This is a genomic window from Agromyces aureus (assembly GCF_001660485.1).
In the GTDB taxonomy this organism is placed as follows: domain Bacteria; phylum Actinomycetota; class Actinomycetes; order Actinomycetales; family Microbacteriaceae; genus Agromyces; species Agromyces aureus.
Genome location: NZ_CP013979.1, coordinates 3,282,393 through 3,295,085, shown reverse-complemented (window position 1 = coordinate 3,295,085; position 12,693 = coordinate 3,282,393). Strand labels below are relative to the sequence as shown.

At 70.5% G+C, this 12,693-nt stretch carries 10 protein-coding genes; 4 read left to right on the top strand and 6 right to left on the bottom strand.

Features of this window, described 5'->3' with window-relative positions; genetic code table 11:
- Positions 1–44 precede the first annotated feature (44 nt).
- The gene (locus ATC03_RS14705) at positions 45–641 is read left to right on the top strand and encodes an isochorismatase family protein (RefSeq protein WP_067878650.1); all 597 of its coding nucleotides are present in this window, start codon (positions 45–47) and stop codon (positions 639–641) included.
- A 20-nt stretch (positions 642–661) separates the two neighbouring features.
- Here ATC03_RS14705 and ATC03_RS14700 read toward each other — a convergent pair whose 3' ends face one another.
- Entirely contained in the window at positions 662–1,612 is a 951-nt protein-coding gene (locus ATC03_RS14700) for an AraC-like ligand-binding domain-containing protein (protein WP_067882307.1), read from the bottom strand.
- Positions 1,613–1,844: 232 nt separating this feature from the next.
- Between ATC03_RS14700 and ATC03_RS14695 the strand changes: the two genes are divergently transcribed.
- Positions 1,845–3,380 (top strand): APC family permease, encoded by a 1,536-nt coding sequence (locus ATC03_RS14695; RefSeq protein WP_067878647.1) that lies wholly within the window; start codon positions 1,845–1,847, stop codon positions 3,378–3,380.
- Between the two features lie 43 nt (positions 3,381–3,423).
- Here ATC03_RS14695 and ATC03_RS14690 read toward each other — a convergent pair whose 3' ends face one another.
- Positions 3,424–3,969, bottom strand: a complete 546-nt coding sequence (locus ATC03_RS14690) for a hypothetical protein (RefSeq protein WP_067878644.1) — start codon at positions 3,967–3,969, stop codon at positions 3,424–3,426.
- Positions 3,970–4,043: 74 nt separating this feature from the next.
- Between ATC03_RS14690 and ATC03_RS14685 the strand changes: the two genes are divergently transcribed.
- Positions 4,044–6,161 carry a primary-amine oxidase gene (locus tag ATC03_RS14685; RefSeq protein WP_084003530.1) on the top strand — a complete coding sequence of 706 codons (2,118 nt, stop codon included), beginning with the start codon at positions 4,044–4,046 and terminating at the stop codon, positions 6,159–6,161.
- 83 nt (positions 6,162–6,244) lie between these two features.
- Here the strand turns inward: ATC03_RS14685 and ATC03_RS14680 are convergent, their stop codons facing one another.
- Both ATC03_RS14680 and ATC03_RS14675 read right to left on the bottom strand, forming a co-directional pair.
- Positions 6,245–6,832: a TetR/AcrR family transcriptional regulator gene (locus ATC03_RS14680; RefSeq protein ID WP_067878641.1), complete on the bottom strand. Its 588-nt coding sequence runs from the start codon at positions 6,830–6,832 to the stop codon at positions 6,245–6,247.
- 164 nt (positions 6,833–6,996) lie between these two features.
- On the bottom strand, positions 6,997–8,430 hold the full coding sequence (locus ATC03_RS14675) for an aldehyde dehydrogenase family protein (RefSeq protein ID WP_067878638.1): 1,434 nt from the start codon (positions 8,428–8,430) through the stop codon (positions 6,997–6,999).
- 285 nt (positions 8,431–8,715) lie between these two features.
- On the opposite strand from ATC03_RS14675, the gene ATC03_RS14670 reads away from it, so the two are divergent.
- Positions 8,716–9,804: a type IV toxin-antitoxin system AbiEi family antitoxin domain-containing protein gene (locus ATC03_RS14670; protein WP_161490350.1), complete on the top strand. Its 1,089-nt coding sequence runs from the start codon at positions 8,716–8,718 to the stop codon at positions 9,802–9,804.
- A 98-nt stretch (positions 9,805–9,902) separates the two neighbouring features.
- Here the strand turns inward: ATC03_RS14670 and hpaD are convergent, their stop codons facing one another.
- Both hpaD and hpaE read right to left on the bottom strand, forming a co-directional pair.
- Positions 9,903–11,027, bottom strand: a complete 1,125-nt coding sequence (gene hpaD, locus ATC03_RS14665) for a 3,4-dihydroxyphenylacetate 2,3-dioxygenase (protein ID WP_227820113.1) — start codon at positions 11,025–11,027, stop codon at positions 9,903–9,905.
- Between the two features lie 120 nt (positions 11,028–11,147).
- Complete coding sequence (gene hpaE / locus ATC03_RS14660) at positions 11,148–12,656, bottom strand: 5-carboxymethyl-2-hydroxymuconate semialdehyde dehydrogenase (protein ID WP_067878630.1); 1,509 nt, start codon at positions 12,654–12,656, stop codon at positions 11,148–11,150.
- Positions 12,657–12,693 lie beyond the last annotated feature (37 nt).

Genomic DNA, 12,693 nt, shown 5'->3' with positions numbered 1-12,693 from the left:
GCGGCGAGAATGGATGCACGCGACCACCGACCCAGGAGGCGGCCATGACCCGGGCCCTGTTCATCATCGACGTGCAGAACGACTTCACCGAGGGCGGTGCGCTCGGCGTCGACGGCGGAGCCGCGGTCGCCGCGGGCATCACCCGCCACCTCGAGGCGCATCGCGACGACTACGCGCTCGTCGTGGCGTCCCGCGACTGGCACTCGGGCGAGAACGACAACGGCGGCCACTTCGCGACCGAGGCCGACCCCGACTTCGTCGACACCTGGCCGGCCCACTGCGTGGAGGGCACGCCCGGCGCCGAGTACCACCCGGCGCTCGCGGCCGACGTGATCGACGTGCACATCCGCAAGGGCCAGGGCGTCCCCGCCTACTCGATCTTCGAGGGCACGGATGACGCGGGCGCGACCATCGGCGAGGTGCTCACCGCGCACGGCGTCACCGAAGTCGACGTCGTCGGCATCGCGACCGACTACTGCGTGCGCGCGAGCGCCCTCGACGCCCTCGAGCATGGACAGCACGTGCGCGTGCTCACCGGCCTCGTCGCGGGCGTCGCCCCCGAGTCGTCGGCGGCCGCGCTCGCCGAGCTCGGGCACGCGGGCGTCGAGCTCGTCGATGCGACTGACGCCGACCGGGCCTGAGGTCGCGACGAGCGGCGCGCTCAGGCCGCGGTCGTGCGCGCGCGGAAGGCGCTCGGCGGCTCGCCGAACTCGGCTCGGAACGCACGGCTGAAGTGCGCGGCATCCGCGAAGCCCCATCGGGTGGCGACCTGGCCGATGGGCCGGTGCGCGGTCAGCGGATCGCCGAGCTCGCGGCGGCACCGGTCGAGCCGACGTGCCCTGATGAACGTCGAGACGGTGAGCCCCTCCTCGTGGAAGAGCGCGTGCAGGTGCCTGGTCGAGATGAACGCGGCCGCGGCGATGCTGCCGGGCGTGAGGTCGGGGTCGCCGAGGTGCGCGTCGATGTAGGCCTGCACGCGCCGGAGCATCGCACGGTGCGGCCGGTCGGCGTCACGGGCGACGTCGAGTTCGCGCGCGTAGAGCGTGGTGACGAGGTCGACGGCGTTGCGGGCGAGCCGGCCGCCGATCGGGCCGTCGAGCTGCTGCAGGTCGCCCGCGAGCTCGCCGAGGAAGCGGGCCACGACCCGTGCGAGTCCGCCGCCGCCGTCGATGGTCGCGGCGGTCATGCCGCGCACCGCGTCGGTCGGCAGTTCGAGCACTCGGTGCGGCACCATGAGCACGAGCGTGCTGAACCCCTCCTCGAAGACGAGCGTGTAGGGGGAGTCGGTGTCGTACACCGTCAGGTCGCCTGGGCGGAGCACGGCCTCGCGGTTGTCCTGGATGAGGAGGCCCGTGCCGGCGAGTTGCAGGCCTACCTTGAAGCAGCGGTGGCTCGAGCGGGCGACGAGCTCGGGCGTACGGTGGATCTCGTGACCGTCGGCCGTGACGACCGAGACGTGCACGTCGTCGTTGGTCGACGCGCGGATCTCGCCGCGGAACGAGTCCTGCCGGTCGGAGCGCACCTGCAGCGGCACGAACGACTGCGAGACGAGGGCGCTGAACTCGCCGAATCCGAGCGGCAGCGCCGCCGTGTCGAGCGGGGCGGAGCGCATGGATTCGCCGGGCACGGGCATGCACCTCATCTCTGGGGGAGTGGACGACGACGTCCGAGTGGGGAGACTCTACGCCTGTCGAGACAAAACCGACAGTGCGAGCCTGCGTTCGGGGTCAACCGCCCTTCGCTGAGCGACAAGACGGGCCGCCCCGCGCGCGGAATCATGAGCCGGAACCGGGCGACGCCGCCGTGGCTCGCTCTCGCTCCCGTCGGATAAGGAACCCCCAGCCATGACCTCCACGACGACCTCCCCGCCGAAGCAGAGCGGCGGCCTCGGCCGACGCCGCCTGGGCGTGCCATCCGTCACCCTCATGATCATCGCGGCCTCCGCCCCGCTCACCGTCGTCGCCGGCGGGGTCACGACCACCTTCGCGGTCACGGGCGTGATCGGCGTGCCGATCGGCTTCATCGTGCTCGCCGCGGCGCTCGCCGTGTTCGCGGTCGGCTACGCCGCGATGAGCCGGTACGTCACGAACGCGGGTGCGTTCTACGCGTACATCGCGCAGGGCCTCGGTCGGCCGTTCGGCGTCGGGGCCTCGCTCGTGGCGCTCGTCGCGTACAACGCAATGCAGGTCGGCATCTACGGGCTCTTCGGGTTCCAGATGTCGATGTTCCTCGAGGCCAAGCTCGGCATCGCGACCCCGTGGTGGCTCTGGATCCTCGTGTGCATCGGCGTCGTCGCCGTGCTCGGCGTCAACCGCGTCGACCTGTCGGCGAAGGTGCTCGGCATCCTCGTGGCGCTCGAGTTCGTGGCCGTCATCGTCTTCGACATCGTCTCGTTCTCCGTGGCGCCCGAAGGCGTGAGCACGGCGGGGCTCCAGCTCTCGAACCTGTTCGTGCCGGGGGTCGGCGCGGTGCTCTCGTTCGGCATCGCCGCCTTCATGGGCTTCGAGTCGGCCGCGATCTACGGTGAGGAGTCGAAGGACCCCAAGCGCACCGTCGCCCGTGCCACGTACGCGGCCGTGGCGATCATCGGCGTCTTCTACGCGTTCAGCGCCTGGGCCTTCACGGTGGGCATCGGACCGTCGCAGATCGCCGAGGCCTCGGCGACGTACGGCCCTGACCTCATGTTCGTCTTCATGAGCGAGCACGCGCCCGTCATCATCAGCGACCTCATGCAGGTGCTCTTCCTCACGAGCCTGTTCGCGGCACTGCAGTCGTTCCACAACGCGGTCGCGCGCTACCTGTACTCGCTCGGACGCGAGGGCGTGCTGCACCGTCGACTCGGCTCGGTGCGAGCCGTCTCGCGTGCGCCGTGGGCCGGCTCGGTCGCGCAGACGATCATCGCGCTCGTGGTCACGCTCGGCTTCGTGTTCGCGGGCGAGGTCATGGGCCTGAAGAACGACTTCGCGCCGACGGAGTTCCTCTACCCGGTGCTCACGATGTTCACGTGGCTGACCAACACGGGAGCCATGGGGCTCGTGCTGCTCATGTGCATCATCGCCATCTCGGTCATCGGGTTCTTCCGCCGCGACCGACGAGGGCTCGGACTCTGGTCGACCCTCATCGCGCCGCTCATCTCGGCCGTGGTGCTCTTCACGGTGTTCGTGCTCATCGTCGCGAACTTCAACGTGCTGCTCGGCCAGGCCGAGACGACGCCGGTGACCTTCGTGCTGCCCGCACTGCTCATCGTGCCCGGCATCGCGGGCGTGATCTGGGGCTTCGCGATCCGCAGGAGGAACCCGGAGCTGTACGCCCGCATCGGCCACGGCGTCGAGGAGGCCGAGGTCGACCTGATCGACGGCGAGGGGCACCGCGGGCTCTGAGTCGCGGCGTTCGACGTTCGGTGGTCGGCCCTGCACTGCGCGACTACGAGCCGAGGGCTGCGACGGCGGCCGGGGCCGCCATGGCGGCGAGCATGACGGTCATGCCCGCCGCCATCGCCCCGTGCCGGAGCGCCGCCCGGCCGGACCGCACGGCTCGGGCCGCCACGCACGCGCCCAGCACGATCACGGCGATGAGGGCCGGCCACTGGAGCGGCAGGACGGGGCCGCCGAGGTGGGCGGCCGAGGTTGCGGCGGTCGCCGCGGCCGTTCCGACGCCCGCGAGCAGCCATCCGGTGGCGATCAGGGCGAGCGCGTGGTGGAGATCGGCGAGCGGTCGGCCGAGACATGCCGACGGATCGGGCCGACGGATGCCGCGGCGGGCCCGGATGCCGATGGCGAGGCCCGCGGCGATGAGGAGCGCCGACCAGGCGATCCCGGGCAGCAGGCGCGTGAACGCCGTGTCGACCATCGCGGCGACCATGACGATCGAGGCGACGGCGTCGAGGGCCCGCACCCGGCCGGGCGCCAGCGCAGCGGCGGTTCCCGCCAGGGCCCCGAAGAGCATGACGCCGTGCGCGATCTCGACCATTCGTCTTCCGAATCTTCCCTGTTCCGGTGCGTGGGGTTATATTACTCGACAAACGTAGAGAAAAAAGGTGCAGCATGACGACGACGTCCACTCTCCACTCGATCGGCCGGCCCGACGAGGCGCCCGGCGATGTGAACGGCGCAGCGAACGGCGCAGCGCCCGCCGACGCGCCGGACGCGCTCCGCGGACTCTCGGCCGACGAGATCGACGCGGCCCGCGACATCCTGCACGAGGCCGGATTGATCGGCGAGCACACGCGGTTCGTCTACGTCGGCCTCGACGAGCCCGCCAAGGCCGACGTGTTCGCGGGCATCGAGCTGCCCCGCGTCGTGCGCGCCCTGGTGCTCGACCGGTCGACGGGTGCGTCGGCCGACCTCCGCGTCTCGGTCACCGACCGTGCAGTGCTCTCGAACGAGCCGATCGACGGCGCGAACGGCCACGTGCCGATCCTCGACGTCGAGTTCGAGGCGATCTACGACCTGCTCGGTGCTGAGCAGCAGTGGCACGACGCGCTCGCCAAGCGCGGCATCACGCACGAGCAGGTCGCCCTCGCACCGCTCTCGGCCGGCAACTACGGCTTCGAGGCCGAGGCGGGACGCCGCGTCATCCGCGTGCTCGCCTTCATGCGCGAGCACGAGCAGGACCACTGCTGGGCGCACCCCGTCGACGGCCTCTGCGCCTACGTCGACATGATCGAGGGGCGCATGTTCGAGCTCATCGACCACCGCGTCTACGAGATCCCGGCCGAGGGCGGCAACTTCGACGACCCCGCGGTGCAGGGCGCGCCGCTCGACTCCCTGAAGCGGATCGAGATCAGCCAGCCCGATGGACCCAGCTACACGGTCGACGGTGATCGGGTGAGCTGGGCGAACTGGCGCTTCTCGCTCGCCTTCGACGCCCGCGAGGGGCTCGTGCTTCGCCGCATCCGCTACGTCGACGCCGACCAGGGCGGCGAGGAGCGCGACATCGTCTACCGAGCCTCGATCGCCGAGATGGTCGTGCCCTACGGCGACCCCTCGCCCGCTCGGTTCTGGCAGAACTACTTCGACACGGGCGAGTACGTGTTCGGCCGATACGCGAACTCGCTGCAGCTCGGATGCGACTGCCTCGGCGAGATCCGCTACTTCGACGCGACGATCGCCGACGAGTTCGGGCACCCCCGCGTCATCCCGAACGCCATCTGCATGCACGAGGAGGACGTCGGCACCCTCTGGAAGCACACCGACATCTACACCGGCTCGAACGAGGTGCGCCGCCAGCGCAGGCTCGTGATCAGCTTCTTCACCACCGTCGGCAACTACGACTACGGCTTCTACTGGTACCTCTACCTCGACGGCGCCATCGAGTGCGAGGCGAAGCTCACCGGCGTGCTCTTCACGTCGGCGTTCGATGCGGCGGCCGGCGACCACGCCAGCGAGGTCGCTCCCGGCCTCGGGGCGCCGTATCACCAGCACCTCTTCAGCGCACGACTCGACATGATGGTCGACGGGCTCGCCAACGCGGTCGACGAGGTCGACGCCGCGCGCGTGCCGATGGGCGAGGGCAACGCCTACGGCAACGCCTTCACCAAGCGGAGCACGCGCCTGCGCACCGAGGCCGAGGGTGCACGCGACGCCGACCCCGTCGCGGGCCGCACCTGGCACATCGTCAACACCGAGAAGACGAACCGCCTCGGCCGTCCGGTCGGCTACGAGCTCATCGCGCAGGGCTCGCCCACGCTGCTGGCCGACCCCGAGTCGGTCATCGCCAAGCGGGCCGGCTTCACGCGCAAGCACCTCTGGGTCACGCGGTACGACCAGGCGGAGCGCTACCCCGCGGGCGACCTCGTGAACCAGGGACCGGGCGGCGACGGCCTGCCGCGCTACACCGCCGCCGACCGTTCGATCGACGGCGACGACATCGTGCTCTGGCACACGTTCGGCCCGACGCACTTCCCGCGCGTCGAGGACTGGCCCGTCATGCCGGTCGACACCGCCAAGTTCACGCTCAAGCCCTACGGCTTCTTCGGCCGAAACCCCACGCTGAACGTGCCGTCATCGGCCGCGCTCGGCATGGCCTGCCACACCGGGCCGGGCCACGACGGGCACGACGGGCAGGCCGCTCACGACGGCCAGGCCGATCACGAAGGGCACGGGGCGAGCGGATGCCGCTGCGAGGCCGGTGCGTGCACCTGCGCCGGGCACGGGCACTGACCACGCACTGACCCGTCAGAGGGCCGGATGTCGCAGCCGCGGCATCCGGCCCTCTCGCCGTCGATCGTGCGAAGCCGGTGGGACTACCGCAGCAGGTCGAGGTACCCCTCGAGGAGTCGCGTGAGACGCGCTGGGGCCGCGCTCGCGGGGGAGACGACGGCGATCACCTGCACGCCGTCGACGAAGGCCATGAGATGGTCGGTGGCGACCGCCACGTCGAGGTCGGCTCGGGCCTGACCGAGCTGCTTCGCGCGCTCGAGGTGGTCGGCGATCTCGACCCGCCACTCGTCCATCGTGCGCTCGTGCAGCGCGAGCAGGGCCGGGTCGTTGGCCGCGTACTCCCAGAACGGGATGACGATGCGCGCCTCGAGGATGCGCTCCTCGTCGAGCGGGAAGATCTGCAGCATGAGCTCGCGCAGCGCGGGCATGCCCTCGAGGTCGGCGCGGACGGCCGCGAACCTGGCGTTCGTCGCCGAGTAGACGTGTTCGAATGTGGCCCCGATCAGCTCTTCCTTGTTGCGGAAGTACGGGAAGAGGCCGCCGTTCGCGACGCCGGCCGACTTCGCGATCTCGCGCATCGTCGTCGCACGGAAGCCCTTCTCGGCGATGAGCCGCCAGGTCGCGCGCACGATCTCGAGTCGGCGCTCGTCGTGGTCGACGATCTTCGGCATGGTCCCCTCTCGCGATCGCGAACGCCGGGCGAGTGGTCGAGCTCGCGGTCGCCGTCCACGATACGCGTGCGGCGTCGGCCGACGGGGACGCACGCGGCGGGCCGGGAGCGACTCGCGCTCCCGGCCCGCCGGGGTCCTGCTCGGGCGGCTCGCCCGCTCCCGGTTCAGCCGTTGATGACCTGCGGCAGGCCGAGCGCCTTCAGGCCCTCGACGCCGAACTCGAGCCCGTAGCCGGACTGCTTCGCGCCGCCGAACGGCACCATCGGGTGGATCGTGCCGTGCGAGTTGATCCACACCGTGCCGGCCTCGATGCGCGCGGCGACGCGTCGCGCCTCGTCGCGATCGGCGCCCCACACCGAGGCGCCCAGCCCGACCTCGACGTCGTTCGCGAGGGCGATGGCCTCGTCGACGTCGTGGTAGCGGACGATCGGCAGGGCCGGGCCGAACTGCTCCTCCTGCACGAGCGGATTCGCGTCGTCGATGTCGGCGACGAGCGTCGTCGGGTAGAAGTGGCCCGGCTGCTCGCGGTCGGGTTCGCCGCCGAGCAGCACGCGCGCGCCCGACGCCTTCGCCGACTCCACGAGCCGGTCGACGATGTCGAACTGCTGGCGGTTCTGCAGCGGGCCGAGCACGTTGCCCTCGTCGAGCCCGACGCCCATGGGCATGGCCGCGGCGACGTCGACCAGCGCCTCGCACACGGCGTCGTAGACGCTGTCGTGCACGTACAGGCGCTTCAGTGCGGCGCAGGTCTGGCCCGTGTTGATGAACGCGCCCCAGAACAGCCCTTCGGCGATCGCCTTCGGGTCGACGTCGGGCAACACGATGCCCGCGTCGTTGCCGCCGAGCTCGAGCGTGAGCCGCTTGACGGTATCGGCCGAGCTGCGGATGATCGCCTTGCCCGTCGCCGTCGACCCCGTGAACATGACCTTGCCCACCGCGGGGTGCGACGAGAGCGCGGCGCCGATCTCGCGCCCGCCCGAGACGATCTCGACGACGCCCTCCGGCAGCACGCGGTTGATCACCGCGACGAGTGCGAGCACGCTGAGCGGCGTGTACTCCGAGGGCTTCACGACCACCGTGTTGCCCATCCGCAGAGCCGGTCCGACCTGCCAGACCGTGATCATCTGCGGCCAGTTCCACGGGCCGATCGCACCGACCACGCCGATCGGGCGGTAGGTCATCTCTGCGTGCACCTGGCCGTCGTCGAAGACCACCTCGGTCTCGAGCCGGGTCGCGGCGGCGGCGCGCAGCCATCCGGATGCCCCGCCCACCTCGAACCGGGCGTTGGGGCCGTTGAGCGGCTTGCCCTGCTCGCGCGAGAGGATGCGCGCGAGCGCCTCGCCCTCGGCGTCGATCGCATCGGCGGCCTGCATGAGCAGCTCGCTGCGGCGCTCGTGACCGAGTGCGGCCCACGCCGGCTGGGCCGCCTTCGCCCGGCTGACCGCGGCCTCGAGATCGTCGACCGAGTGCACGGGCGCGTGACCGATGACCTCGCCGGTCGCCGGGTCGAGGATCTCGCGTCGCTCGCCGTCGAACGACTGGATCTCGGCGAGCAGGTCGTCGTGCGTCGGTTCGAGCACGGGGGTCGGGCTGTCCATGGTTCCTCCACGTTGAGTCGGGGTTCCACGGTAGGCAGGGCAGGCGCGCTGGGCCTTGTCCGTGCGTGCCGCGCGCTTGACCCTGCGCGCTTGACCCTGCGCGCTTGACCCTGCGCGCTTAACCCCGCGCGCATGACGCGCGCGTGCACGCGCAGGCGCCTGCGCGCGACATCCGCCTGCACGCGACATCCGCCCGTCCGCTCAACGCGTCGGCAACTCAGGACGCGCCGACGACACGCGGGGCGTTCCGGCGAATGGCTCGGCGCGTCGCCGAGACATCCTGAGTTGCCGACACCCGACTCGGCCTCACCACCCGCGCACGGGGCTGAGGAACCCACACGGCCCCGAGATTTCGAGCCGCCACCATTGGCAGACGACCAAGCTGTGCCGATGAGCGAATTGCGCAGGCTGATCGGATCCACCGGCGGCATCTGCTCCACAGCCGACCTCGCGCAGGCGGGCTTCACCGAGCGAGGAATCGCCGTCGCCGTCAACCGCGGGGAGATCGAGCGACTCCACCGTGGCGTGTACTGCGACCCGCGCATCGCAACCGAACTCAAACAGGCCGCGCGCGTGGGCGGTCGGCTGACGTGCGTGTCCGCGGCTCACCTGCATGGCCTCCGCGTGCTCGGCACACCACCGAAGCTGCACGTCGAGGTGGCGTCGAACGCGGCGAGACTGAGGCACCCCGGCACAGCTCGGCCACTCACCCTGCCGAGTCCGGATGTTCGCGTTCACTGGGAACCCGACGCGCAGGCGGAGGGCGCCATGGTCTCGCTCTCGCGCTGCCTCGAGCACGTGATGGGCTGCCTTCCTCCGGTGGAAGCGCTGTGCGTCCTCGACTCCGCGCGCGAGCGCGTGCCGTGGCGACCCGAACGCCCCCAACTGCTCGAGGAGACGGCCTTCCAGGCGTTGCTCGCTCGCCTGAGCGTCTCCGCGCGCCGGGTTGCGGAGCGATCGATCACCGGCAGCCAATCCGTCGGTGAGACGGTCGCGCGCGAGCGTCTCACCGCTGCCGGAGTTCCGGTACGCGCCCAGATGCCGCTGATCGGCGGCCATTTCGCGGACATCCTCATCGGCGACCGCCTCGTGTTCGAGGTCGACGGGGAAGGACCACACACCGAGCCGGGCGCATTCGACCGCGATCGCGCGCGCTGGGCCTGGCTGAAGGCAGTCGGCTACGCCCACCTCTCGTTCAGTCATCGGCAGGTGATCGAGCGGTGGGATGAGGTGTTCGATGCGGTCCGCATGCACCTGCGGCGCGGCGACCACCTCTGGTCGACGGCCAACCCGCCGCCGTGGGCAACTCAGGATGTCGCGACGGCGCGCCGGGGAACCCGCGGCGCGGTGCGGCGTGTCGCCGAGGCATCCTGAATTGCCTGCAGAGGGAGTGGGAGTGGGAGTGGGAGAGGGAGAGGGAGAGGGAGAGGGAGAGGGAGAGGGAGAGGGCGCGGGCGCGGGCGAGACCCGAGTTACAGGGTGTTGCCGAGCTTGAAGCCGCGTTCCTCGTCGCCCGAGCGCGTGTACGAGAAGCCGTCGGCGCCGATCGTGACGGCCATCTCCGACGAGTCGGTGCGGGTGACGACGGGCTTGGGGTTGCCGTCGAGGTCGAGCACGAGCGACGCCTCGGTGTACCAGGAGGGCACGACGGGGTTGCCCCACCAGTCGCGGCGCTGGTTGTCGTGCACGTCCCACGTGACGACGGGGTTGTCGGGGTCGCCCGTGTAGTAGTCCTGCGTGTAGATCTCGACGCGGTGGCCGTCGGGGTCGCGGAGGTAGAGGTAGAACGCGTTCGAGACGCCGTGGCGGCCGGGTCCGCGCTCGATCGCATCCGATCGGCGCAGGGCGCCGAGCTTGTCGCAGATCGCGAGGATGTTGTGCTTCTCGTGCGTCGCGAACGCGACGTGGTGCATGCGCGGGCCATCGCCACCGGTCATGGCGGTGTCGTGCACGGTGGGCTTGCGGCGCATCCACGCCGCGTAGACGACGCCCTCCTCGTCTTGGATGTCCTCCGTGACGCGGAACCCGAGGGACTGCATGAAGTTCACGGCGCGCGGCACGTCGGGCGTCACCTGGTTGAAGTGGTCGAGGCGCACGAGCTCGCCCGGCGTGTGCAGGTCGTAGCGCCACGACAGGCGCTCGACGTGCGTGGTCTCGAAGAAGAACTCGTAGGGGAACCCGAGGGGGTCCTCGACGCGGACGGAGTCGCCGATGCCCTTGGTGAAGCCGTCGGCACGACGTTCGACGCGGCATCCGAGTTCCGAGTAGAACGCGACCGCCTTTTCGAGGTCGTCGTTCGAGCGCACGCGGTACGAGAACGCCGCGACGGCCGCGACGGGTCCCTGCCGCAGCACGAGGTTGTGGTGGATGAACTCCTCGGTCGAGCGCAGGTAGATCGCCTCGTCGTCCTCCTCGGTGACGTAGAGGCCGAGCACGTCGACGTAGAACACGCGCGACGCGGCCAGGTCGGTCACCACGAGCTCCATGTACGCGCAGCGCAGGATGTCGGGGGCGGGCGCCGAGGGCGTCGGCACCGGGTTGCTCGAGCGGATCGGGGCCTCCTGGGAGACGTAGAAGCCCGACGAGGTGAGGGTCATGCCATCTCGGTGCGATGGTCCTGTGCGGTGGGTCATGTCAGCGTCCTTGCTGTCGGTCGTTGTCTCGGAAACATTCGAGCGGGCGGATGCCGCGGCTCAGGCCTTGGTTTCGAGACGGCGCTAGGGCGCCTCCTCAACCCGGCGGCCGAAGGTCGGGTTGTGCGGGGCCCCGAGCGTGATGTGCACGCTCTGCTGGTCGGTGTAGAAGTCGATCGAGCGGTAGCCGCCCTCGTGCCCCAGCCCGGAGGCCTTGACCCCGCCGAAGGGGGTTCGGAGGTCGCGCACGTTGTTCGAGTTGAGCCACACCATGCCCGCTTCGACGGACTGCGCGAAGGTGTGGGCGCGCGTGAGGTCGTTGGTCCAGACGTAGGCTGCGAGGCCGTACTTCGTGTCGTTCGCGAGCGCGAGCGCCTCGTCGTCGGTGTCGAAGGGGGTGATCGCGACGACCGGGCCGAAGATCTCCTCCTGGAAGATGCGGGCATCGGGCGCGACATCCGCGAACACCGTGGGGGCCACGTAGTTGCCCGTCGGGAAACCCTCCGGACGCCCGCCGCCGGCGACGAGACGGCCCTCGGCCTTGCCGAGCTCGATGTAGCTCATGACCTTGTCGTAGTGCTCGGGGTGCACGAGGGCGCCGACCTCGGTCTTCGGGTCGTGCGGGTGGCCCACGACGACGCGTGCGGCCTGCGCGGCGTAGCGCTCGACGAACTCGTCGTAGACCTCGCGCTGCACCAAGATGCGGCTGCCGGCGGTGCAGCGCTCGCCGTTCAGCGAGAACACGCCGAAGATCGTCGCGTCGATCGCCGTGCCGAGGTCGGCGTCGGCGAAGACGATGGCCGGGCTCTTGCCGCCGAGCTCCATCGAGAGCCCCTTGAGGTACGGCGCGGCGTTGGCGAAGATCAGCTGCCCGGTCGAGCTCTCGCCGGTGAACGAGATGAGGGGCACGTCGGGGTGCTTGACGAGTGCGTCGCCGGCGTCTTCGCCGAGGCCGTTGACGAGGTTGAAGACGCCCTTCGGCAGGCCGGCCTCCTCGAAGATGCCGGCCCAGAGCGAGGCCGAGAGCGGGGTGAACTCGGCGGGCTTCAGCACGACGGTGTTGCCGGTCGCGAGGGCGGGGCCGAGCTTCCACGACTCGAGCATGAACGGCGTGTTCCACGGCGTGATGAGGCCCGCGACGCCGATCGGCTTGCGGTTCACGTAGTTCATCTGCTTGCCCGGCACCTTGAACGCGTCATCGGACTGGGCGACGATGAGGTCGGCGAAGAAGCGGAAGTTCTCGGCCGCGCGACGGGCCTGGCCGAGCGCCTGCGTGATCGGCAGGCCCGAGTCGAAGCTCTCGAGCTCGGCGAGGCGGGCGTCGCGGGACTCGACGAGGTCGGCGATGCGGTGCAGCACCCGCGAGCGCTCGCGGGGGAGCATCTTCGGCCACGGGCCCTCGGTGAACGCCCGGCGTGCGGCGGCGACCGCACGATCGACATCGGCCTTCTTGCCGGCGGCGGCGAGCACGTAGGTCTCGTTCGTGACGGGGTTCAGCACCTCGAACGTGTCGCCGTCGATCGAGTCGACGAACTCGCCGTCGATGTAGTGACGGATGCGGTCGGGCAGGCCCTCGGGGGTGTGATCGGTCATGGGTTCTTCCGTTCTGCGATGCGCGAGTGCGACGTAC